Origin of the sequence: Synechococcus sp. WH 5701, assembly GCF_000153045.1 — a bacterium.
Classification (GTDB): domain Bacteria; phylum Cyanobacteriota; class Cyanobacteriia; order PCC-6307; family Cyanobiaceae; genus Regnicoccus_A; species Regnicoccus_A antarcticus.
This window is the reverse complement of the sequence record NZ_CH724159.1, coordinates 775,780-798,016: the sequence shown is the minus strand read 5'-3', so window position 1 is coordinate 798,016 and position 22,237 is coordinate 775,780. Positions and strand designations below refer to the sequence as shown.

Annotated in this window: 25 protein-coding genes; 7 read left to right on the top strand and 18 right to left on the bottom strand. The window is 67.7% G+C overall.

Annotated features, from left to right (window positions below; all coding sequences use genetic code 11):
• Nucleotides 1-13: 13 nt before the first annotated feature.
• A complete protein-coding gene (locus WH5701_RS04970; RefSeq protein WP_006170919.1) occupies nucleotides 14-736 on the bottom strand; it encodes a DUF305 domain-containing protein in 723 nt (240 codons plus the stop codon).
• Between the two features lie 440 nt (nucleotides 737-1,176).
• The gene (locus tag WH5701_RS04965) at nucleotides 1,177-2,253 is read right to left on the bottom strand and encodes a mechanosensitive ion channel family protein (protein ID WP_006170918.1); all 1,077 of its coding nucleotides are present in this window, start codon (nucleotides 2,251-2,253) and stop codon (nucleotides 1,177-1,179) included.
• A 115-nt stretch (nucleotides 2,254-2,368) separates the two neighbouring features.
• Between WH5701_RS04965 and WH5701_RS04960 the strand changes: the two genes are divergently transcribed.
• Complete coding sequence (locus WH5701_RS04960) at nucleotides 2,369-2,773, top strand: hypothetical protein (protein ID WP_006170917.1); 405 nt, start codon at nucleotides 2,369-2,371, stop codon at nucleotides 2,771-2,773.
• On the opposite strand, the gene WH5701_RS04955 is transcribed toward WH5701_RS04960, so the two are convergent.
• The 3 genes from WH5701_RS04955 to WH5701_RS04945 are packed head-to-tail and all read right to left on the bottom strand — an operon-like array spanning nucleotide 2,755 to nucleotide 4,976.
• Nucleotides 2,755-3,999 (bottom strand): NAD(P)-binding protein, encoded by a 1,245-nt coding sequence (locus tag WH5701_RS04955; protein WP_232201787.1) that lies wholly within the window; start codon nucleotides 3,997-3,999, stop codon nucleotides 2,755-2,757. The genes WH5701_RS04960 and WH5701_RS04955 overlap by 19 nt on opposite strands.
• Nucleotides 4,000-4,035: 36 nt before the next feature.
• Entirely contained in the window at nucleotides 4,036-4,257 is a 222-nt protein-coding gene (locus WH5701_RS04950) for a hypothetical protein (protein WP_006170915.1), read from the bottom strand.
• Nucleotides 4,258-4,280: 23 nt separating this feature from the next.
• The gene (locus WH5701_RS04945) at nucleotides 4,281-4,976 is read right to left on the bottom strand and encodes a methyltransferase domain-containing protein (protein WP_050751381.1); all 696 of its coding nucleotides are present in this window, start codon (nucleotides 4,974-4,976) and stop codon (nucleotides 4,281-4,283) included.
• Between the two features lie 671 nt (nucleotides 4,977-5,647).
• Here WH5701_RS04945 and WH5701_RS04940 point away from each other — a divergent pair.
• Both WH5701_RS04940 and WH5701_RS04935 read left to right on the top strand, forming a co-directional pair.
• On the top strand, nucleotides 5,648-6,109 hold the full coding sequence (locus WH5701_RS04940) for a LexA family transcriptional regulator (RefSeq protein WP_006170913.1): 462 nt from the start codon (nucleotides 5,648-5,650) through the stop codon (nucleotides 6,107-6,109).
• 8 nt (nucleotides 6,110-6,117) lie between these two features.
• Nucleotides 6,118-7,413 (top strand): Y-family DNA polymerase, encoded by a 1,296-nt coding sequence (locus WH5701_RS04935; protein ID WP_006170912.1) that lies wholly within the window; start codon nucleotides 6,118-6,120, stop codon nucleotides 7,411-7,413.
• An 8-nt stretch (nucleotides 7,414-7,421) separates the two neighbouring features.
• Here WH5701_RS04935 and WH5701_RS04930 read toward each other — a convergent pair whose 3' ends face one another.
• The 6 genes from WH5701_RS04930 to WH5701_RS04910 form a co-directional block, all read right to left on the bottom strand.
• Nucleotides 7,422-8,795, bottom strand: a complete 1,374-nt coding sequence (locus WH5701_RS04930; protein WP_006170911.1) for a Rieske 2Fe-2S domain-containing protein — start codon at nucleotides 8,793-8,795, stop codon at nucleotides 7,422-7,424.
• A 72-nt stretch (nucleotides 8,796-8,867) separates the two neighbouring features.
• Entirely contained in the window at nucleotides 8,868-11,147 is a 2,280-nt protein-coding gene (locus WH5701_RS04925; protein WP_006170910.1) for a mechanosensitive ion channel family protein, read from the bottom strand.
• Nucleotides 11,148-11,149: 2 nt separating this feature from the next.
• The gene (locus tag WH5701_RS04920; protein WP_037980353.1) at nucleotides 11,150-11,860 is read right to left on the bottom strand and encodes a putative 2OG-Fe(II) oxygenase; all 711 of its coding nucleotides are present in this window, start codon (nucleotides 11,858-11,860) and stop codon (nucleotides 11,150-11,152) included.
• 56 nt (nucleotides 11,861-11,916) lie between these two features.
• Nucleotides 11,917-12,330 carry a hypothetical protein gene (locus tag WH5701_RS04915; RefSeq protein ID WP_006170908.1) on the bottom strand — a complete coding sequence of 138 codons (414 nt, stop codon included), beginning with the start codon at nucleotides 12,328-12,330 and terminating at the stop codon, nucleotides 11,917-11,919.
• Nucleotides 12,331-12,560: 230 nt separating this feature from the next.
• On the bottom strand, nucleotides 12,561-12,791 hold the full coding sequence (locus WH5701_RS17520) for a hypothetical protein (protein ID WP_156776550.1): 231 nt from the start codon (nucleotides 12,789-12,791) through the stop codon (nucleotides 12,561-12,563).
• A gap of 410 nt (nucleotides 12,792-13,201) precedes the next feature.
• Nucleotides 13,202-13,720, bottom strand: coding sequence for a phycocyanin subunit beta (locus WH5701_RS04910; RefSeq protein ID WP_006170907.1), 519 nt, complete (start codon nucleotides 13,718-13,720; stop codon nucleotides 13,202-13,204).
• A gap of 109 nt (nucleotides 13,721-13,829) precedes the next feature.
• On the opposite strand from WH5701_RS04910, the gene WH5701_RS04905 reads away from it, so the two are divergent.
• Both WH5701_RS04905 and WH5701_RS04900 read left to right on the top strand, forming a co-directional pair.
• Nucleotides 13,830-15,083, top strand: a complete 1,254-nt coding sequence (locus WH5701_RS04905) for a glutathione S-transferase family protein (protein WP_006170906.1) — start codon at nucleotides 13,830-13,832, stop codon at nucleotides 15,081-15,083.
• Nucleotides 15,080-15,652: a DUF2808 domain-containing protein gene (locus tag WH5701_RS04900; RefSeq protein ID WP_006170905.1), complete on the top strand. Its 573-nt coding sequence runs from the start codon at nucleotides 15,080-15,082 to the stop codon at nucleotides 15,650-15,652. The genes WH5701_RS04905 and WH5701_RS04900 overlap by 4 nt, the downstream gene beginning before the upstream one ends.
• Here the strand turns inward: WH5701_RS04900 and WH5701_RS04895 are convergent.
• Both WH5701_RS04895 and WH5701_RS04890 read right to left on the bottom strand, forming a co-directional pair.
• The gene (locus tag WH5701_RS04895) at nucleotides 15,631-16,110 is read right to left on the bottom strand and encodes a VOC family protein (RefSeq protein WP_006170904.1); all 480 of its coding nucleotides are present in this window, start codon (nucleotides 16,108-16,110) and stop codon (nucleotides 15,631-15,633) included. The two genes, WH5701_RS04900 and WH5701_RS04895, sit on opposite strands and share 22 nt — an antisense overlap.
• 223 nt (nucleotides 16,111-16,333) lie before the next feature.
• Nucleotides 16,334-16,768 (bottom strand): hypothetical protein, encoded by a 435-nt coding sequence (locus WH5701_RS04890; protein ID WP_006170903.1) that lies wholly within the window; start codon nucleotides 16,766-16,768, stop codon nucleotides 16,334-16,336.
• 209 nt (nucleotides 16,769-16,977) lie between these two features.
• On the opposite strand from WH5701_RS04890, the gene WH5701_RS04885 reads away from it, so the two are divergent.
• A complete protein-coding gene (locus WH5701_RS04885) occupies nucleotides 16,978-17,676 on the top strand; it encodes a hypothetical protein (RefSeq protein WP_006170901.1) in 699 nt (232 codons plus the stop codon).
• Nucleotides 17,677-17,709: 33 nt separating this feature from the next.
• Here WH5701_RS04885 and rdgB read toward each other — a convergent pair whose 3' ends face one another.
• The 5 genes from rdgB to WH5701_RS04860 are packed head-to-tail and all read right to left on the bottom strand — an operon-like array spanning nucleotide 17,710 to nucleotide 21,350.
• Nucleotides 17,710-18,312, bottom strand: coding sequence for an RdgB/HAM1 family non-canonical purine NTP pyrophosphatase (gene rdgB, locus WH5701_RS04880; protein WP_006170900.1), 603 nt, complete (start codon nucleotides 18,310-18,312; stop codon nucleotides 17,710-17,712).
• Between the two features lie 6 nt (nucleotides 18,313-18,318).
• Nucleotides 18,319-18,708, bottom strand: a complete 390-nt coding sequence (locus tag WH5701_RS04875) for a hypothetical protein (protein ID WP_006170899.1) — start codon at nucleotides 18,706-18,708, stop codon at nucleotides 18,319-18,321.
• A 57-nt stretch (nucleotides 18,709-18,765) separates the two neighbouring features.
• Nucleotides 18,766-19,464, bottom strand: coding sequence for an SDR family NAD(P)-dependent oxidoreductase (locus tag WH5701_RS04870; RefSeq protein ID WP_006170898.1), 699 nt, complete (start codon nucleotides 19,462-19,464; stop codon nucleotides 18,766-18,768).
• Nucleotides 19,465-19,674 carry a hypothetical protein gene (locus WH5701_RS04865; RefSeq protein WP_037980344.1) on the bottom strand — a complete coding sequence of 70 codons (210 nt, stop codon included), beginning with the start codon at nucleotides 19,672-19,674 and terminating at the stop codon, nucleotides 19,465-19,467.
• 56 nt (nucleotides 19,675-19,730) lie between these two features.
• A complete protein-coding gene (locus WH5701_RS04860; protein WP_006170896.1) occupies nucleotides 19,731-21,350 on the bottom strand; it encodes a hypothetical protein in 1,620 nt (539 codons plus the stop codon).
• Nucleotides 21,351-21,474: 124 nt separating this feature from the next.
• On the opposite strand from WH5701_RS04860, the gene WH5701_RS04855 reads away from it, so the two are divergent.
• On the top strand, nucleotides 21,475-22,237 hold a 763-nt coding region (locus WH5701_RS04855; RefSeq protein WP_006170895.1), incomplete at its 3' end, for a hypothetical protein.

Below are 22,237 nucleotides of genomic sequence, written 5' to 3'. Positions count from 1 at the left end.
CCCGCAGTTGTCTTCAGAGCCGGAAGAGAGCGTCGAATTTGTGATACTCAGGCTTGCGCAATCCTTCAACCGCCAGCATGCGCCGCAGCTCGATGATCTCGGCTCGCTGGGCGAGGATCACGTCCCGGGCGAAGCGCCGGATGGTGGTGTTGGTGCTCTTGGCCAGGGCGTCGTGGGCCATCATCAGCGCCCCGCCGTGGTGTTCAAGCATGCCCTCGAGAAACCACACCACCCGGTTCTCCCTGGTGGGCCCGGAGCCCATCATGCGCATCGCCTCGATCTGGGCCTGACTCATGCGGGTGAGGCCCGACAGGCTGTCCGGATCACCGCCAGGCGCCAGCGCTACGGGGTACACCGGCGCCTGGGGATACCAGGCCTTGCGCCACAGCCCCATCGCCCGGATCTCATTGGCCTGATCGCGCCAGATGGTCTTGCCAAGAGCCCCCACACCGGGCTGGCCGATGTCGAAGACAAATTCGCTCATGCGCAGCGCCCCGGTGTGGTGCTGGACCATGCCGTCGAGGAAGCGCAGGTCGTAGGTGGCACCGGCTGGGCCCACGTCATGGGCGTGGTCGCCATGGTCCATGGCTGCGTTTTCACCGGCCGCGGGAGCTGGGGCGGCCATGGGCATTGAGTGGTCATCATGCTGGTGATCCATCTGCGCCCGGGCGGCCGGAGCCACCAGGGCAAGTGCGCCGAGGCCGATCAGCAGGGCAGGGAGCGAGGAGTGGCGCATCGCTGGAAGACAGAGCAGGCCAACCGTATGGTCTCCACTCCACTGGAGAGTCAACCCCTCGCTGCCGTACCCAGCAGGTGACAACTCGAGACGTGGACCGGCTGAGGCCTGGCCGCTCAGCGCTGAAGCTGACGCAGTTGGGGCGGGGCAGGTTTCACACACCAAGCCATCAAGCTGGTTTCCAGTGCGGGGCCATTGGTGGCGAGCCAGTCGCCCGCGGAGTCGGCAGCCTTGGCTCCGTAGGCGCGTCGGTGGCCTGACTCCAGACGGGGCCTGGCCGCAGGCCCTGAGCGAGGGTGCTGGCCAAGGCAGCCGCAAGCATCAGAGCCCCCAGGCCAGTCGTGGTTCGTGGCGCATTCATGGGCAAACCGCTCCCTCAGCGCTCCCCAGTGCTAGCGCAGGCCGGCACCGGGGGCCGTACTGGCGCTTCAACCGGCGCTTCAACCGACGGCCATAGCCACCTCCCTGGTCTTCACCTGGGCGGATTCCAGGAAGAGAGTCTGGCTGGGATAGGCGAACTCGATGCGCTGCTTCTGGAAGGTTTCCATGATGGCGTGGTTGATCTCCTGCTGCACATCCAGAAACAGGACCATGTCGGCATCGGGAATGAAATAGACGAATTCGAATTCCAGGGCGCTGTCGGCGAAGCGCGTGAAATGACAGCGATCGAATTCCGCCGGGGGGTTGGAGCGAATCGACGCCTCCACCAGAGCGGGAATCGCCTTGACCGTTTCCAGGGACGTCTGATACACGACACCGATCGTGGTGGCCACCCGCCGCTTGGGCAGATCGCCGTAGTTCTGGATCACCTTGCCAAGCAGATCTTCATTGCTGATCACGATGCGTTCTCCGCTGAGGCTGCGGATGGTTGTGGAGCGAATTCCAACCCCTTCCACTGTCCCCAGCACATCATCAAAGCGGATGAATTGCCCGATTCTGAACGGCTCATCGAAGAGAATGGTGAGGTAGTTCAGAAAGTTGGAGATCGGCCCCTTCAAGGCCAGGCCCAAGCCGATGCCTGCCCCCGCCAGGGAGGCATAGATGGCACCCATCTGCACGCCCTGATTCTGCAGAAACACCAGCAGGCCCAGGATCCACACGCCTGAGCGAATCATTGGCTCCAACCCCCTCAGCACCGTGAGCTGGTTTTCGCGCCTGAGGCGGCGCAGGGAGCGATCGAGCAGCAACAGCAGCACCCGATTGAGCAGGCGCACGATCAGCACGATGGTCAGGAAGAGCATGGCCGCTTCGAGCATGCGATCGATACCCTCGCCGAAGTTGAGCACCTCGACATCAGCCACCAGCGAGCGCCACCCCCACCAGAAGGCACTGAGGTAACCGATGGGGGCGGCCGTGGTCAGCACCGAGCGCAACAGCTGATCATCCGTGTCACCAGGAGTTCTTCTGGTCAGACGCATCAACCAACGCCCCGTCAACCGCAGCGACACCTGCACCAGGGCAATGCCCAGCAGTGCTTTCGCTGTGGCGATCAGGAACGAGATACCGAATTCCGTCATAAGCAATTCTTGATAATCCGTCAGAGTAACAAACCTTTTCCGCCAGTGCGCCACACCATCCCAACGCCTCAGCAACGCCCCATACACTTCACGGGCAAGGCCTGAGGGTGATGCGGTGGTGATCAGACTCCTCAGCTTGATGGCCGCCAGCTGGCTGCTGAGCTCCTCGGCCCTGGCGCAGGACGTCCTGAGCTGCACGAGCCTGCAGGAGCGTTACCAGGCCCTTGCCGATCAGGCGTTGCAGCAGGAAATTCTTCTGCTCAAGGCCGTGCGCCAGCGGCTCTGCCCCGCCATCAGCCAGCAGGCTGAGTCGGCCCGGTCGAGCCAGCCTGGGGCGGAGCCGATCGACTTCGACGCCCTGCTCAGCTGCCGCCATCGCGCCGAAGCCGAACTGCAGGCCACACGCGTCCCCCTCTACCGCAACCGGCGGCAACTGGCCTTCTACACCGCCCGAGGTGCGGCCCTGGCCAGGGAGGCCGACGGCTGGCTGGAGCGCAAGGATCAGGCCGGCTGTCCCTGAGCCGGCACTGACGCGGGCCCCATCGCCGCCAGCAACTGCTCCGCCAGCTCTTCGCCGCTGCGCAGGGCACCCTCGATCCGTCCGAAGCCAGGGCCGCAGATGAAATCACCACAGAAGCCGATGCGGCTCTGCGGACAGAGCATCAGCTCGCTGGCCAGGCCTGACCCCTCAGGGAAAGCCGCCCCCCAGCGCATCAGCTGAGGATCGGCGCCCTCCAGCACCAGTGGAGCGATCCAGGGCTCCATCACCGCCGAGAGGGCTGAGGCCAGGGTGTCGATCAGCGTCTGCTCCCGCTGGGGTGAAGGGCTGACCCCTGGCAGCCGGGCCACCGAGGAGCGCGATCCGATCACATCGGCATGGAGCCTGGCCACAGCTGCGCTGGAGTGGGCCACCACGGCGCAGCGTCCATCCTCCAGGGGCTGGATCGAGAGCCGCGAGAGCCCCCAGCGCCTCTCGGCCGCCGCCTCGAAGCTGAGCAGACGAAAGGGAAGCCGCCGCCAGGCCTCAGCTGCCGAGGCCTGGATCAGCACCAACAGGGCGCAACGCGGGCTGCTGTCGATCGCGGCGATGGCCGCTGCGGCCCGCTCCAGCTGTGGATCCCCCAGGGTGCGGGCCAGTGGCTGCAGCGGCGGCTCCGGCCAGCCCAGCAGCGTCTGGCAGCGGGGATGCACCAGCAGGGTGCCGCTGAGCACCAGCCAGTCGGCGACATCGAGCCGCTGCTGCTGCTGATCGAGCAACTCCCAGCCGTCATGGGCGGTAGGGGCCAGATCGCGCACCAAGCACTGACTGTGCAGCTCAACGTCGCTGCCAGCCAGCTCCAGAAGCCCCCTGCAGAGCTGATCCATGCCGCCCCTGCCCCGGTACAGATCTCCCTGCGTGAGCGGATCGGTGGCGCCAGTGATCAGCTGGCCCTCAACATCGAGCTGGGCCAGCCCACCGCACCAGGGTTCTATCCAGCCTCCATCCAGCAAGGGAGCCAGCAGCGTTGGCGGGGGACTGCCGCTGATCGAGAGCAGTGGCGCTCCGTGATCGAGACGCACCAGGTTGTCGTGGCGGGAGCGGCGCGTGCTGGCACGCCCCCCCGGCCCCCGACCGGACTCCCAGAGACTGATCGGCCCCTGCCAGCCCAGTCGACGCATCCGGGCCGCCAGAGCGCAACCGGCGACCCCGGCACCAATCACCGCCAGGGAGGGGGCTGCAGGATCACAACCGTGCCCCGGACTCAACGCCAACAGCCTCAGATCACAGGGTCACGAACGGTGTCAGGAGGCCTGCTGGTAGAGCTGCTCGAGCCGCTCACGGCTGAGGTCGACCACCATCACTTCTTCACCAGGAGCGGGGGCTTCGGGGTGGCGACGGCGGGGAGTGGCGACCCGCTCGCTGCTGCGCAGGGTCTGGGTCATCAGGGCGAAGGCGCCGCCGAGGATGACGGCGAAACAGCCCATGTACAGCAGTGGGCCGATCACGTTGACGAGGGTTGTCATGGTTCTCGGGCTTTCCAGACAGCTTAGTGTAAAGAACTGTTAACCGTGGTTGGCTCCCGGCGCTCGCCCGGCCCTGGCTTCTGGGCGATCACCGCAAAGAACGGATCTCCATGGCCCCCCAGCCAGCCCAGCGGCCCCTCGGCCCGGGTCGACTCGGCCAGCAGCTGCGGCAGCGGCCAGCCCTGGGCCACCAGCACCCGCGCCACGTACTCCAGGTGGTCCCGGTCGCTGCCGTCGGTCCAGATCTGGGGGGCCTTCTGCAGGAACATCCGGTTGGAGAAGGCCACGATCAGCTGCCCCTGGGGCCGCAGGATCCGCAGCAGCTCCGCCGCGATCGCCTCCGGTTGCTGCAGGTACTGCCACCCCGCCACGATCAGCACCGCATCCACGCTCGCGTCCGCCAGGGGCAGGCGCTGGTCGCGGTTGAGGTTCTGCACCCAGTGCTGATCCAGGCGCGGATTGGCCTCCAGCTCCCGGGCGTTGAGGCCATGGCCGATCACCCGCTCGTAGCGGACCTCCTCGGGGAGATGGCTGACCCAGCTGCTCATCAGGTCCAGCACCACTGCGCAGGGCGGGATCCGCTCGCGGTAGAGCGCCGTCAGCCGGTTGCGGAAGGCGCCGTCGAGGTGGTGCACGAAGCGGGGCTCGGCGTAGAAGGCGGCGTCATCGGAGCGGTCGAGCTTGAAGCGCTCCGCCGCGCTCAGCACCTGCACCACCATGGCCCGCTCCCCAACGTCATCGACGCGCCCCATGCTGGCCACAACAAAGCCCGGTGGCGGGGCCACCGGGCACTTGTCTGCGGAGCGGAAACCGCCCCACGATCGATCAGATCGTCGGATGGGCATGGAGACCATGCCGTTGCGCGTCTTCAGTTGTGTGTCCGTCGGCGATGAGGCCGGCGGTGATGCGCCTGACGGTGATGCGGTTGTTCAGGACCGAAATCGATTGGATGGTTGGTAGAGGGCGGAGCCGCTGACGCTGGCACCTGGGGCCAGGGTTCCAGTGGGGCTTCCCAGGGAGTCCAGGGCACCTGGAGCGGGTGCTCGTGAACGGTGCAGGGACAAGGCGGCTGAAACCGCCGGGGAAACCAGTGATCCAATGAGAGTGTTGGAGCAGGGGCCGGATCGTCAGCGCACTCCTGGATGCTGCTCAGGGGGGGTGTCGTCCATCGCTTGGAGCCTCCGAATCCCGTTGCTGTCACTCTCCCCCCCGCCGGCCTGGGGGCACAAGGGGCTGGCCCCCAGGCGACACCGCTCGTCACGTCGGGACACCTGCCGTCATGAAGCGGCCGTCATGAAATCGCGGCCATGAGACCGGCGCCATGACGACGCCTGCACGCATCAACCATCAGTACATCTGCACTACTCTGGCGATCCCTGAGCGGTTGCCCATGACCACCGACCCGGCGCTCACCGGAGGGTTCAGCGAACCGTTCACGCCCCTGCCCCTGCGTGAGCGGCGCCGGGCCCTGCTGCTGCCCCTGGCCGGCGACAGCGTGGCGGCCGGCTTCCCCAGCCCCGCCGACGACTACGTCGAAACCGGCATCGACCTCAACGAACAGCTGATCCGCCATCCCAGCAGCACTTTCTTCCTGCGCGTCAGCGGCGATTCGATGATCGGCGCCGGCATCCACCACGGCGACCTGCTGATCGTCGACCGCAGCGTCGAGCCCCGCCACGGCCGGGTGGTGGTGGCGGCGGTGGAGGGGGCCTTCACGCTCAAGCGCCTGGTGCGGCACCAGGGCCGGCTGCGGCTGGAGGCCGCCCATCCCGCCTATCCGCCCCTGGAGCTGAGCGATGCCGACGACACCCGTCTCTGGGGGGTCGCCATCCACGTGATCCACCCGCTCTGAGGGCGCCGATGGCCTGGGCCACCGTGCTGATCGACGGCAACAACTTCTACGCCTCCTGCGAGGCGGCACTCGATCCCGCGCTGATCGGCCGCCCCCTGGTGGTGCTCTCCAACAACGACGGCTGCATCGTCGCCCGCAGCGCCGAGGCCCGCGCCCTGGGCATCCCCATGGGCAAGCCCTACTTCCAGGTGCGGCGGGAGCTGGAGCGCCACGAAGTGGTGGTGCGCAGCTCCAATTACGCCCTCTACGCCGACATGAGCCAGCGGCTGATGCTCACCCTCGAGCCCTGGGTGGAGGAGCTGGAGGTTTATTCGATCGATGAGGCCTTCGGCCGGCTGCGCCGCCCCACCGCCGCTGGCCCCGAAGCCGGCGACCTCAGCGCCTGGGGGCGCGCCCTGCGTCAGCAGGTGCGGCGCCACCTGGGGCTGCCGGTGGCGGTGGGCATCGCCCCCTCCAAGGTGCTCGCCAAGCTGGCCAACAAGCTGGCCAAGGGCGATCCGGCCCACGGCGGTGTGTTCGACCTGGGGGCGCTGGCCGATCCCGACCCCTGGCTGGAGGCGGTGGCGATCGAGGACGTCTGGGGCGTCGGCCGCAAGCTCTCGCGCTGGTGCCGCCTGCGCGGTGTGGCCAATGCGCTGCAGCTGCGCGAGCTGGCCAGCGGGGAGCTGCGCAGCAAAGCCGGCGTGGTGGGGCTGCGCCTGCAGCAGGAGTTGCGGGGCCACAGCTGCCTGCCCCTGGTGGCGGCCCCGCCCGCCAAGCAGGAAACCTGCGTGAGCCGCAGCTTCAGCGAACCGATCCGCGAGCTGGGCCCACTGCGCGAGGCGATCGCCACCTACCTCAGCCGCGCCGCCGAGAAGCTGCGCCGCCAGCGCCAGCGCGCCGGCGCCATCACCGTGTTCGTGCGCAGCAGCCCCTTCAACGGCACCCGCTTCTACGCCAACGCCGCCACGGTGTCGCTGCCCCTGGCCAGCAACGACACCAGCGTGCTGCTGGCGGCGGCGCTGCCCCTGGCCGAGCGGCTGTTCCGCCCCCACAAGCCCCTGCAGAAGGCCGGGGTGCTGCTGCAGAACCTGCAGCCGCTGGAGCAGCTGCAGCACCATCTGCTGGCACCGCTGCCGCCGGAGCAGCAGCGGCGCCGGGAGGTGCTGATGGCCACCATCGACGGCCTCAACCGCCGCTACGGCCGCGGCACGGTGCAGTGGGCCGCCTGCGGCCTCCAGCCGGCCTGGGCGATGAAGCGCCAGCGCCTGTCACGGGCCGCCACCACCCGCCTGAGCGACATTCCCATGGTGCACAGCGGCTGAGGCACCGCTCAGCGGCGGTTGCGGGGGGGCTGATCGCTGCCCATCAGCAGCAGCCGCTCCCACTGCCCCAGCTTCCAGGACCCAAAGCCCGCGGCCACCGCCACCAGGGCCGCGGGAATCAGCACCGGCAGGGTGTGGAACCAGGCGATCGCCAGCAGGGCCAGCCAGGCCAGGGGGGCCAGCAGTGGCCGCCAGCGCCGGATCTGGCGCAGGGCGCCGGAGCAGCTGCGGCAGTGGCGGGTGTGGCTCTCGTAGCGCTCCACCAGCGCGCGGCGGCCCAGGCGGGGCGGCAGCGGCTGATCCGGGAACGGTTCGCCCGCCCCACGCACCACCCAGTCGCGCAGGGCCTTGACGTAGGCATCGGCGCCGGTGGCCAGGTGGCAAGCGCGGCTGAGGGCAGCACTGCCGCCGCGGGCCTCGAGCACCCGCTCCTGCCAGTGCAGGAAGATCTGGTCGTCTTCCAGCACGGTGTGGTTGCCGATGTGCTGGAGCCACTGGGGGCGCAGGCGCAGCAGCCGGCCCGGCCAGGAGGACTCGAACTGGAACGGGAAGCGGGCGAACAGCCGGCACTCACCCGGCCGGGTCGGCGTGGCGTACACCACGGTGAGGATGCGGGCGAAGCCACGGGCCGTGAGGTCGTGCCACATCAGGCCGGGAGCAAGGAAGGTGGTGAACTGGCTGCCGAGCTTGCCCCGGCGCGGGCCCTCCTCCCAGACGCCGCTGAAGCCTCCGGGGCCGGCCTGCTCCAGCCGCAGGTCCACCGGGCCGGCCGTCTCGCGCCGGCCCACCGTGGCGTGATGGGTGAAGGGAACGTGGCTCACATCGAGCACGTTCTCCAGCAGGGTGAGGGCGTCGTAGGGGAGGTCGCGGAAGGTGTCCTGCACCAGCCAGCCAGCTTCCGTTTCCTCCAGCACGGGGACAAGGGGCAGGGGCACCGCGGCGGCCGCCTCGGGCGCGCCGGCAAACACGAACAGCATCCCCTGGCCGGAAGCGGTGGCGTAGGCGCGGCAGGAGCTGCGCCGATCGCTGGGCTGACTGCCCTCGCTGGCCTGGGGGATGGCGGTGCAGCGGCCCTGACCGTCGAACGTCCAGCCGTGGTACGGGCACTCCAGCTCACCGGCGGCATTGAGCCGCCCCTCGGAGAGCGGCACCAGGCGGTGGGGGCAGACATCGGCAAAGGCACGCCACTGGCCTCCTGGCTGGGCCGCATCACCCTTGCGGTCGAACCAGAGCACCAGGTCGTCGCCGAGGAGGGTGAACCCCGTAGGCCGGGCCGGATCCAGATCACGCAGGAAAGCCACCGGGTACCAGGCGTTCCGCCAGGCGGGGCCGCAAGCCGACGAGGACACGGCGGGGGAAGGCTCGGCGCTGACGCTGCTCACGGCAGAGGGTGTGCATCAATGGCGATGGTGGCAGGCCCGGGCTGGCAAGCGTGAATTGCCGCCAGGCGGCCGTCAGGAGTGCGCCGGGGCAGGTGGTGCGGCGGGAGCCAAGAGGGAGACCGGGCGTTCCGAGAGCTCCACGGCGGTTGGCAGAGGAATCTCGATCCCCCGCTGCCGGAATGTTTCGATCAGCGCGCAGAGCACTCGGCCGTGCTCCTCCTCGAACAGATCCAGGCTGGGCTGATCCGACTGATATTCCACGTAATAGTCGAAGCTGAAGTCATTGATGCTCAGGAAGCGACAGCTCAGCAGATCGACAAGGGGGTGGGCCGCAAAGACCTCACCCACGAGATGGGGAATCGTCTGCAGGATGGAATCGGGGGTGTCGAAAGCCACGCTGAATCGGAAACGGCTGAGGTTCACCTGAGACACGATCTGGCGCAGGCGAATGATGAAGCGCTGACGCACCTCCAGGTAGCGCTGCCAATCGGAGGCCTCCACCTGGGCATGGCACGTGAGGATCAAGCCATCGTCAACTGACGGATCAAGACTGGCAAAAGGAAGGCGAAGATCGGTGCTGTCCGCCATGGCGCGATTCAGCAAGCGGAACAGTTCGTGAATCTGAAACGGAGCGATGGGCTGATCGATCACCAGGCGCAGATCCAATCCCTGGAGCGAAGGCTCAGCAGGATCACCACCGCGTACGGAGTAGTTGGTGACCTTCTGTTCATCCACCAGGGAATTGGGAATGGTGACTCTCGACTCGATCGTGTTCAGCTCAAGCGAACGCAGACCGATCTTGGTGACGAATCCCTCATGCTCTCCGATCTGGCAGAACTCACCCACCTTCAGAGGGCGATCAGTCTGTATCGAGAGCCCCGCGAAGAGATTGCCGAGCAACTTCGAGGCTCCCAGACCAATAGCCAGACCCGGCACCGCAGAAAAAGCCAGCACCGTCTGAGGCGGTAGCCCGAGGAGATCGAGCAGACGGTAGAACGTGATGATGGCAACCAGACCGCCGAACACCCGGCAGAGGGGCATGATCAGATTGCTGACTCGGCGTAGCTGAAGGTCGGAGGGATGACCCAAGAGCACGACGATCCAGCGGGAAATGGAGCGTCCCACAGCCTCAAAGCTCAGAAAGGCAAGCAGCCCAAGGCCCAGAAATGAAACGATGTAGAAGAAGGACTTGGTGGCGATGAGCATGCCACCGGTGATGTTCACATAATCATCGATCAGCACCTCGATGAACCAGGCCAGGGGAGGAATGAAACCGATCAGGAGAACGCGCAGCCAGGCCATGTCGATCCGCCGACCCCTGAGAAGCTGACCCTGATCTCCCTGGCGGCTGGGCAGATGCCGGTACGTCCTGAAGAAGAGGCCCAACAGCAGGCTGGACAGGACCAGGAACACAGCCCAGAGCAACGCCGCCAGAAGGAGCTGAGCGAGCGTCTGACCGAGCGCCATGCGCTCAAGCAGTCCAAGGCGCAGCCACGCAGGCAACATCAAATACCACTTGGGCGGCAAGATATAGCCAGGAGTGGCGGAATAATTCTCGTAGAAGCCTGGCGTGAAAAAATCCCCGCTTGGGGGAGCAAAGCCACGGATTTTCTCGTAGAGAACAGGAATCTCAGCAATCGTTTCAGCTGAAAAGAAATAATCGTGAGCAGGCAGGGGACCTTCTTTTTTGTCCGTTAGTGCAATCGACGTTCCTGGAATCCTCCAGTAGCCGACACCGTTGGCATGCTGCTCCGACAAGCGCACAATCTCGGCGCGATCAGGGATGTCAAAAGGTTCCAGGGAGTTGATGAAGCTGTAATCCAACAGCGTCTTCAGTTTGAGCGCATACTCCATCGCCAGATCGTGGCGGATGCTCTGGGGCAGGGCATGAACATCAAGGGCGGTGATGGCCTCCTGGAGATAATCGTTGGCTTCCCTTGCACGCTCGAGGGTGGAGGCCGACCAGAACAGGCCAGGTTCAGCCGTGGGGTTGGCCACCAGGTCCTGAAGCATGCCGTAGACCTTGGCCATCACGACATAGAAATTCAGCAGAGTGTCCCGTGGGCTCTCGCCGACAACCTGGCCGATGGGAGCCTCATGCCAGCGCTGGGAGGTTCGCAGCAGGTCGGTATGAAACGGTTGGCTCTCGATCGCGATCGTGTGGGGGACAAGGCGCTGAGTGCCAGAAGTGCCATCGAGCCCCTTGCGCTCAACCGCCAGCCCGCCTGAGACGAGCAACACCGGCAACAGCAACGCCACCAGGAAGGCCAGCAGCCGGAGCCCGAACCGAGCCGTCCGATGTCCCCCGGGGATCGAGAGGGCCAGGGATGGCCAGAGCCGAGTGCCGGTCACGCTCAGGAGAAGCCCCCGGGCTTTGGGCGGCGGCTCGAGAGTGAGAGATTCACGTTGGCGTTGGACGTGGCCGCGGGGGGCCGCAGCCCAGCCGGCTGAGGCACGGCGATCACGTTGAAGGCCAGGGACCAGCGCTCCCCCTCACCCCGGAACGGCGGCACCGAATGGGGCTGCCAGGCGGGGAACACGTAGAAGTCGCCCGGCACCGGATGGGCGTAGTGCACCATGCCGGTGTGGAAGCTCTGGATGTGCCACTCCTCCGGTCCGTGGAAGCAGAGCTGGCCGTCGAAGCTGTCGGGTCGGATCTGGGGGGGCACCTTCAGGAACACCACCCCGGAGAAGCTGCCGCCGTGGGTGTGGACCGGGTTGTAATCGCCACAGCGCTGGGCATTGAGCCAGACATCCACCAGCTGCAGGCCGTAACGACCAGGAATCCAGGGACCACGGCCCTGGGGGGGCTGCCGCTCGATCACATGGCGGATCCAGTGATCACAACCCGGGAGGATCACCGCATTGGCCAGGCTGGTCACGGCCGGGTGCTGGGGCGCCAGCTCGCGCTGCTGATCCAGCTGACCGGCCAGCTTCACCGAGGCATCCGGAGACGTGTCCGGATCGGCAAGCACCTGGCCCGCCAGGGTGATGAGCTGGGTCAGCAGAGCGTCCGGCAGGTGCCCCTTGAGCACGTAGCGGGGGAACAGGCTCAGCATCTCCATCGAGGGGGCGTCCTGCAAACCCGTTCCAGCAGCGGCCTTTCAGCCTAGGGGACCCCTCAGAGCGCTTCGTAGCGCACGTTGAGGTTGAGCTTGCCCGGACCGAGCGCCGTGGCCTGCAGCACCAGCACGGCGGTCTTGCCGGCTGGGGTGCCGTCCACGCTGGTGCCAGCCGGTGGATCGAAGACCAGATTCAAGCCCCACGGACCCGAGACGGTGTTGATGGTGCGCTCGCTGTAGCCCTGGTTGGTGAGGGACGTGCGCAGCTTGGCGAGCAAGCCCTCGGGCGTACCGCCAAGCTGGCCGTTGAGGCTGATCTGCCCCACGGCGTTGGCGGCGAACAGGCTGGGGAGGCCAGCTGGGACCGGCAACTTCAGTCCCTTGAGCAGGGAGGCGGCTGGGGCGGCGAAAGCCGCAGTGGCGGCAACAACCACGGCCGCGGTGGCCGTGAGCAGGGTGCGCAGAACGGACAAGCGAGGTGGCGCAGCTGAGCTCAACCTAGGGCGGATGGATCGAGGCAACCTGCGTGGGTGCCCTGGGCGGCCTGGCGTGACGGGCGCTGGGGATGCTGCCAGCTGAGCCAGCCCGATCCGCTCAGGCACAGCGTCATGAGCACCCCGGCAATGAGCCACCAGGGCGGTCGTGGCGAAGGGTGGCGGGGATGGGGGAATGGCACGGGCCAACGATGGCGCTGACCTGTGGCTCAGGTGTGTTCCGGGTGGCCACAGCTGTGGCCGGATGTGACCGAGGTCACCCCGCGGAGAAAAGAGAACCAGATCAGCAGAACAAGCACAACAGCAGAAAGGCCCTGGTTGTCCAGGGCTTTTTGCTGCACCGTTCCCGTGCTGCGGGGAACTGCGGAAGCAGCCCTTCGCTCGCCGGTGCCATTTGAGTCTTGCGCTTTTTTGCTCTGAATTGGGGTGCTGTCTGTCACCAGTTCTGGCGACAGCGCGCCGCGGACAGGCTGGGTCAGGTCCGGGAGGCAGCTCCAAGCCTTCGCCGTGCTGTTCTCGCCCGCCCATCCGATCTGGTCACTGCCACTGGATCAGGTGGATGCGGCTCTCCAGAGCCGACCGGAGGGACTGACGAGCCGCGAAGCCCCGTTTCGTCACGGGGCGGATCCCTGATCACCTGGGACTGGTTCGGCTACGACTGGCCCCAGCTCCAGGCTGCGGCGCCCCTGCTGCTGGCTCAGGGCAGGCCACCGAGCTGGTGGCAATCCAGCAGGCGGCTTGTGCGGAGGGGTTGTGTCGATCATCTCGGAGCAGAAAAGGCCCGCGAGTTCCGGAGGCGGCGGCAACGGCAGCTGGATTGAACGCTGCCTACGGCAGCGACAGCAGCGGCTCAGCCGACAGCGGCGGCAGCGCGATCGAAGTAGGTGCCGATCTCGGAGGCGAGGGCAGAGCAGTCACCGGGGGTGATGCCGTTGCGATCGTTGACGAGAGCCATGGCGGCATCCTTCATCTTGCGGACCCCTTCAGCCACGGAAGCGCCGGGGACGCCGAGGGCGAGATAGGTTTCGCGGAGGCCGTTAAGGCAGCGATCTTCCAGGACGGAAGCATCGCCGGTGAAGACGGCGTAGGTGACGTAGCGGAGGATGATCTCCATGTCGCGCAGGCAGGCAGCCATGCGGCGGTGGGTGTAGGCGTTGCCACCGGGGGCGATCAGGGACGGCTGCTGATCGAACAGATCGCGAGCAGCGTTGGTGACGATCTTCGAGGCGTTGGAGGTGATGCGGTTGACGGCATCCATCCGCTTGTTGCCACCGGAGATGATCGCGCCAAGGGCATCGAGCTGGGCAGGGCTGAGGAATTCGCCGCGGGCATCAGCCTGGGCCACAACCTTGGTGAAGGCGTCGAACATGGAAGAGGAAGCGTTCAGGTCAAACGCTAGGAATCAGGGCCACCGCAGCGCGAGACGCCGGTCGTCCGCTCCTAGCCTCTGTTCATTGGGTTGATCCGCGTGGGCTGGTGTGACTGAAGCGACTGACCCGCTGGGCTGGGAGCAACTGACGGCGCTGGCCCCGGCCGAACCCGATCGCGTCAACGGCCCTGGCAGCGCCCAGGCCCTGCTGCGCCTCTTCGGGGCCAGCGAAGCGGAGGTGAGGGTCACCCTCTTCCGCGACCACCACGCCTGGTGCCCCTACTGCCAGAAGGTGTGGCTGTGGCTGGAGGAGAAGAGGATCCCCTACCGGATCCGCAAGGTCACGATGTTTTGCTACGGCGAGAAGGAACGCTGGTTCCGCCAGCTGGTGCCCTCCGGCATGCTGCCGGCCCTCCAGCTCGATGACCGCGTGATCACCGAGAGCGACGACATCCTGCTGGCCCTGGAGCGGGCCTTCGGTCCCCTGGCACGGGGAATGACGGACCCCGCCGTGCTGCCCTTGCGCCAACTGGAGCGTGTGCTGTTCCGCGCCTGGTGTCAGTGGCTGTGCAGCCCCGGATTGAGCCCAGCCCAGGAGGAGCGGGCCGCTGTCCAGTTCGATCGGGTGGCCGCCACGGTGGATGAGGCCCTGCGATCAACCCCGGGCCCCTATCTGCTGGAGACGTTCAGCAGCGCCGATGTGGTGATCACTCCCTACATCGAGCGCATGAGCGCAAGCCTCTTCTATTACAAGGGCTATGACCTGCGCTCCCGTCATCCCGCCATCGCGGCCTGGTTCGCAGCGATGGAAACCCGCCCCAGCTACCTGGCCACCCAGAGCGACTTCCACACCCACGCCCACGACCTCCCGCCCCAGATGGGTGGCTGCCACGCCTGGATCACGCCAGAGCAACAGGCCGCCCAGCGATGCGTGGATGAAGGCCCCTGGCCCGTGGCCAGCCCTGATCCGGAAACCTCCCAGCCGGAGCCGGAGGGCTCGGCCCTGGTGGCCCTGGCACGGGTGTTGAAGCACCGTCAGGCGATCGCGGCAGTCAACCCCGATGCACCGGAACGCTTCGATCGGGCCTTGCGCTGCGCCCTGACCGCCCTGGTGGGCGCACCCCAGCCCCTGCCGCCGGCAGGGTCCGCCCCGGGCCTGCGCTACCTGCGCGATCGCATCAGCGTGCCCCGCGACATGCCCCTGCACGCCGCCCGGCGGCTGCGCCAGGCCCTCGGAGCCGCCATCGCAGCGGCAGAGGGCTCGAAGGAGGCGTTGTCGCCTCTACCCAGGCAGCACCGCCGCGATCAGGACCCCAGGCCCTTTCAACAGCGGAAGCCAGACCTGGAGCCGATCGGCCGATGAGGGGCCCACGGCGCGGTTTCCGGCTGCTGGCCGCCTCGGCGGCTGTTGCCCTGGCCGTATGGACACCACTCCCGCTCGTGCCCGCAGCGGCAGGCGCCACCGAGCTGGGAGAGCAGACGTCCTTCCTGCGGGCCCCCTGGAAACTGCGCTGGCGCACGTACTACTCCACAGTCTTTGATCGCGGCGGCGAGTATTACGTCACGATCGAGATGCCCGAGGAGGCCGGTGCGGGGCTGGGGGCGTTGGAGATCCGTCAGATCTCGGGAGCCGACTGGCGCTTCTCCTTCGACGACTCCCGCACCCGTGCCTTCCTGGGCCAGCCCAGGCGGGAAGGCCCGCCAGTGCCGGTCCAGGCCAGCTTCAACGACGCCAGCCGGCTGTTTCGCATCAGCTTCCCGACGCCGCCCACTCCGGGGCAGATCGTGACCGTGGCACTGCGGCCCTGGAGCAACCCCTCCAGCGCCGATGTCTATCAATTTTCGGTGGTGGCCTTCCCAGCCGGCCCCAATCCAGTGGCCCAGCAGGTGGGCATTGCCAGGATGTCGATCTACGAGCTGGTGGATTTCTGATCACCATCGCCTGAGGGGCGTTCTCTGCGGCGTTCACCCACCAGGTGGTGATCCTCCAGCCCGGTGATCGCCTCGGGGTTGCTGTAGTGCTTGAACTCCAGCCAATTGCCCGAGGGATCGATCAGAAACAGACTGCGGTGCTCCAGGGGAGTACCGGCAAAACGCAGGCGCGGCTCGCCCCCCAGCCGCAGGCCCTGAGCGTGGGCCCTCTGCTCGAGGGAGTCGAGCTCCTCAGCGCTGGCGAACACCAGGCCGAAATGGCGGGGGTAGATGCCCTTCTGGTTCTGGGGCGGCCCGGGCTCCAGATGGGCCACCAACTGATGACCGCCCAGCTCAAGCACCAGGGCCTCGGCGCTGCGGCGGCCGCGACGGCAGCCCAGCCCCTGCACGTACCAGTGTTCGGTGGCCTCCAGGTCGACGACCGGAAAGGCCAGATGAAACAGGGGCGAGGGCGACATCGCGACGGGGGCGCGGACGAGGAGGCCAGTCTGGCGCCCACAGAAAAGCCCCCGGTGGACACGCGGGGGCTTTTCCGGAGCCAGCCATGCAGCCTGGGGGGCGCAGGCGGCTCTGGGGCCGACGGGGTGGAGGGGTCGCCGGTCGTTCCATTGCTAGCCCTGCTGACTCAGGCCTTGCCACTGGGGGAGACCAAACGCAACACGCGGGGGCCAGAGGAGGACTTCAGAGCCGGCGACGGAAACCATCGCTGAAGCCCACCGAGGGGGTGGAGCGCTCGTCACTGGCGCGGCTGAGCTGCCAGACATTGCGGCTGAGGCGCTGGGCGGTGATGCCGGCCCTGCGCACCACGGCGGTGCCGGGGCGGGCACCCAGCAGCAGGGTCACCTCCTGGGTGGTGAGGGGAGCGCCGGTCTGGACGGCCAGGGAGATCGCCTCGAGACGGCCCTTCAGGGTCGACACGGTGACGGATCCTTCGACTTCGGCATCGAGATCGAGCAGGGGCAGCTCAGCGCCCGTGCTGGCCATGCCGCGCATCAGACCCAACCCCACGACGGCCAGGGCCTGCTCGGGTTTGACACCCTGCTCAATCGCCCCGCTGATCCACTCGGAGAAGGTGGTGGTGGCAGGGTTCACCGTGCTGCTGGATTTCGAAGCCACGGCGCTGATTCTCAAGGGTCTTGAGGTGAAGGTATCGGCTGAGCCCGGGCACGCAAGGGGCCAGCGTCTCTGAAGAAAGAATCCAGAAGGGCCAAAGGGTAGGATCCGGCTGCTTCCTCGAGAACCCAGTCCCCTGGGGATTCGGCCGGCTCGTTCAGGCCGTCGCACCACCCATCCCGCAGGTCTCCTTGATGCCCCGTTCGTCACGGATGGATTCCCGCCCGCCGAACGATTCAGGCCGAGGTCGTCAGGTTCGCCTCACAGGCAGCCACAGCCCCGCAGTCCAGCCGCGCCAGTCCATCGAGCTGCGCGCCTACGTCTTTCTCGACTCGCTGCAGCCCCAGCTGGCCGCCTACATGGGCACGGTGTCCCAGGGCTTCCTGCCCATTCCCGGCGACGCCTGCCTCTGGCTGGAGGTGGCCCCGGGCATGGCCGTGCACCGCCTCACCGACATCGCCCTCAAGGCCAGCACCGTGCGCCTCGGCCAGAAGGTGGTGGAGCGGGCCTTCGGGAGCCTGGCCCTCTACCACCGGGATCAGAGCAGCGTGCTGCTCTCCGGTCAGGCCGTGCTGGAAGCGATGGGCACCACGGTGGAACGGCGTGGCCGCTGTGAGGTCACCTGGGACGAGATCATCCGGGCGATCACCCCCGACCATGCGGTGCTGATCAACCGTCAGAACAGGCGCGGCTCGATGATCCTGGCCGGCATGAGCATGTTCATCCTCGAGACCGAACCTGCCGGCTACGTGCTGATCGCCGCCAACGAGGCCGAGAAGTCGTCGAACATCACCGTGGTGGATGTGAAGGCCGTGGGCGCCTACGGCCGACTCACCCTGGCGGGCCGGGAGGGCGACATCGACGAGGCCGCGGCCGCCGCCATGAGGGCGATCGAAATCATCAACCGCTGAAGCCCACGTACTCCTCCTTCAGGAACAGGGGATTCAGGGCCGGCCATTCACGTTCAGGCCCAGCATCCGGGGCAGAGCGACCGCCAGAGTGCGCAGGGCCTTGGCGCGACTGCCGAGCTTCTCCAGCTGATGGGGGGGCATCTCAGCGAGGGTGCAGCCCGCCTCGCGCACGTGCAGCAGACGGTTGTAGCCGTAGCCGGGGGCAGCCACGGGCTGGAGCAGGATCTCCCCCCGGCAGATCCCCTCCGCCTCGAGCACGGTGCTGCCGCTGGGGTCGGCCAGGGCCAGGGCACTGATCAGGGCCGCACTGCGGTAGGGGGTGTCCCCCAACTCCTTCAGCAGGCGGGCCATGCGCTGCTCATCGCCCTGGGCGTAGCGGGCCGAGTACACGCCTGGGGCACCAGCGAGGGCATCCACCGCCAGGCCGGAATCATCGGCCAGGGCCCAGCGGCCCGTGATCCGGGCCACGGTTTCCGCCTTCAGCCGTGCGTTCTCGGCGAAGGTGCTGCCGGTTTCCTCCACCTCCAGTCCCTCGGGCTGGGGAATCACCACCAGATCAAGTGAGGCGAGCATCGCCTCCATCTCGCGGATCTTGTGGGGGTTGCCGCTGGCGATCACCAGCACGGGCCTGGGCATGGCGGCTCAGCCCTGGGTGGCCAGAGGCCGGGATCCCTGCCTGGGCACGGGGCCATCGCGGTCGGAGCGGAAAATCAGCTCCAGGTCGCCGGCATGGTCGGGCAGCAGGGCGATCAGCGCGGCGAGGGCCTGAAGGGTCTGAGGCGCGCCCTTGATCATCGTCTCGGAGCTCATCAGCACCACATCCAGCTCGGGGCCATCGGCCTGGGGCTGAACATCAGCGAAGAGCTGCACCACCATCCCCTGGGGAGGAACGCGCAGCACGCCACTGAGGTGGGACGGACCCTGGTGGTCGAATTCGGCATTCAGGCGCTGCAGCGCGGGCATCAGCTTCGGGATCAGCTCATGGCCCGCCGCAGGCCCCCGGGGCTTGAGCACGATGATCAGACGAGCCATCTCCGCCGCTGCGTTCGAGGCCCGCATCCTTGCGCAGCGCCGCCCCCTCAATGCCCCTCAAGGCTCCCGCTGGCAGCTGATGGCCAGCTCGAAGGGCACGGCACTGGCCGGCAACGCCAGCAGAAGGCTCACCTGGGCGGCCAGATCCTCCGGCTGGGTCATCTCCTGGCGCGGAATGGCCTGCACCGCCGCCGCCATCTCGGTGTTCACCCAGCTCGGACAGATGGCCGTGACCCGGATGCCTGCCTCCCAGCCCTCCTGGCGCATGCAGTCGCAGAGGGCCATCAGGGCGAACTTGCTGGTGGCGTAGGCCGCCAGGCCCCCCTTCACCCGCTTGCCACTCATCGAGACCAGCGTGATGATCCGCCCCTGGCCGCTGCGCACCAGCCAGGGCCAGGCCGCCCGGGTCAGCCACCACGGGGCCATCAGGTTCACGGCCCACAGCCGCTCCGGCTCCGCCGCTTCCGCCGCGCTGAACAGCAGCCCGGCGCGGGAGAACACTCCGGCGCAGTGGATCAGACCATCGATCGCACCAAAACGCTCGGCCGTGGCCGCCACCCAGGCCTCGGCGCTGGCCGGCTCGGTGGCCTCGTAGGGGTGCAGAAGCACCTGCGCCGATGGCTCCAGCGAGGTGTCCTCAAAAGCCTGGGGGGAGCGCACCCCCAGGCTCAGGCAGTGGCCCTCAGCCACTAGGCGCGTGGCGATCGCCCGGCCGATGCCGCGGCTGGCGCCACTGATCAACAACGTGCGAGGCATTCAGCCCTGGTGGTAGGCCGGGTCGAGCCAGCAGCGGGGCATCGCTTCATCCGAGGGGAACACCAGGTCGGTCTTGGTGAACGACTGCGGTTCCTGCATCTCCTCGCCAGCGTGGAAACGCCCGCTCAGGCAAGCGGCGAAGGGGTCCATCAATTGCTTGACGTCGAGCACCTCCACCAAGCTGCCGTCGGGACGGTACTTCAGGAACATGGGGCCCTCCAGGGGATCTATCTCCGCTGTAGATCCGCCCCGGGCCATCTGGAGCATCAGCGTGGTGGAGCGTCACCGACTGAGCGGACGCCACGGAGGGAGCGCCGTTGCGCCCAGGCCGCCGCAGCGAACACCGCCGCCATCACCAGATAGCCGAGAGCCCAGTCGGCACCGGTGCCCCAGCCCAGGTTCAAGACGGTGTCGGCGGGAGTGAAGCGCCAGGCGTGGATCAGCCCGAACCAGGAACCGGCGCCCGCCATGGCCGCGCAGGCCGATGCCGCCAGGAAGCGCTGCTCGATCACATACACCAGCAGAGCTGAGAGCAGCATCGCCGCCACGATCTGCCCCTGCTCGAGGGCGAAGGCTCCCGCCGCCCAGACGTCGGCCTGCTGCAACGGAAGCAGCAGCGCAGGCCCGAAGGGTGGCCCCGCCCCGCCGGCGCCGCCGGCCCGCAGCCCGGCTTTGAGCAGCAGGGCACCCCAGCCCGCCAGCCCCGGCAGCATCCCCAGCACCACGGCCGGGGCGTGGGCCGCAGGGGTGGCCTGGAAGCACTGGGCGGCGATGACGATGCCGATGTAGAGCACGATCGCCATGCCGGCCTCGATCGGCACCAGCTGGCCCACCAACCCGAACAGGCCGAACAGGCAGCCCAGGCCCATCAGCAGCCCGTTCAGCCAGGAGTAGCCGATCCTGGCACCCATCCCCTTCCAGCCGGGATGGCCGATATAGATGGTGGTGGGGAAGCAGGAGCCCAGCAGCGCCGCCGCGATCGTGCCCACGCCGTTGATCAGCAGCGATCCCTTCACGGGATAGCGGTCGCCGGCGGCCTCGGCGCTCTCCAGGTTCTGCAGTGAGCCGAGAATGTTGAACAGTCCCATCGGCACGATCACGCCGATCCAGGGCAGCAGCTGGTCACGGGCCTGCCAGAGAGCCCCCAGCTGGAGCCTGGGCAGATGCCAGCCCACCTGGGCGGCATTGACCTTCCAGCTGATGGGATCCAGGCGTAGCAAACCAGTGGCCGCCGCCAGGGCGATGCCGAGCAGCACCGCCAGCAGGCCTCCTGGGATGGGCAGGCGCAGGTTCCCGTAGTAGGTGAGCAGGATCACCGCCAGCACCGCCAGCCCCACGACGGGATGGGCGTAGGTGCGCAGCAGGAAGCCAAGGGCGATGTAGCCCAGGGCGATGCCGGCCAGGGTGGAGAGCAGGGCGGCCCTCGGCAGCCAGCGCCGCAGCCCTGCCACACACCAGGCCCCCGCCGATTCGATCACCCCCGAACCCAGGCAGGCCATCAGTCCCGCCTGCCACGAGAGCCGTACGGCCTCGGCGTCACTCAGACCCTGGCCGAGTGCCGTGAGCTTCACCGGCAGCATCACCAGGAACACATAGGCGAACAGGCTCACCGTGTTGATGCCGTAGGGCAGGGCGGTGCGGTCGGAGCGGCGCTCCAGCCGGCCGAGCCGATAGGCCTGCCAGGCATAGGCGGCATTGCCCACCACCAGGCTCATGCCTGTGGCCGGAAGGATCACCCCGAAGATCAAACGATCGGGGTAACCAAGTACGCCCCGGCAAAGGCTGAGGATCAGCAGGATCTGGATCAGGTTGTCCAGTCCGAGTCCAAGCAGCCCGTCCCAGTCGCCGGGCACCAGCCAGCGGGGTCCCCTCTCCTGCATGGCCATGGCCCCTTGCTCGCCCCATGATCCTGAAGGCAGAAGCGGCGGCTGTGAACCCTTGTGACCCTGGCGGTCCCGCTCCCCTTCCATCCCTGAGGTTCAAGGCTGGAATCCCTCCCGAAGGGCCGTGATGGAGTTTCTGCTGGCGCTGCTCGCCCTGATCGGGTTGACGGTCCTGCTGCTGGGGCTGGCGGTGCTGGGCCTGGGCTGGCTGCTGAACCGGAGCCGGCAGGGGAGCGCGAGCGGGGCGATCGCGCAGGAGCTGCTGCAACGGCTGGACAGGCTCGAGGCGCGGCTGGAGCGGTTGGAGGCGCGGCAGGCGCCCGAGGCTGGCATCGTCTCAGCAGGCGTGAGGCCGCCGAGGGTGCCTTCACGGCCAGCTGGGCAGCCCCTGCGCCAAAAGGTCATGGCGCCAGCGCCACCCCTGGCGTCACCACCAGCCGGGGCTCCCCCTCAGAACCAGGCATTCGCCAAGCGGCTCGAGCAGAGCATCGAGAACTGGACTGGACGGCTGGGGGCTGCGGCAATGGTGGCCGGAGTCACCTTTCTGCTGCTGCACAGCGCCTACCGGCTGGAGCCCGCCCAGCGGTTCCTGCTCACCCTGCTGGCGGCGGCGGCCCTGGCGGGGCTCTCCCTCTGGCTGGCCCGCCGGCCCAGCTGGCGGGAGCTCTCCGACTGGATCCGCAGCGCCGCCGGGGCCATCGCCCTGCTGGCCTGCGCCGCGGCAGGGGGATTACCTGGCCTGGGGCTGCAGTGGATCGACCAGCCTCTGCCCGCCCTGGCGATTCTGCTGCTGGGCATCGGCCTGAACCTGCTGCTGGCCTGGCGATCACGACGTCAGGCCCTGGCCGCCGCCCACCTGGTGCTCTCGCTGGTGCCCCTGGCGATCGTTC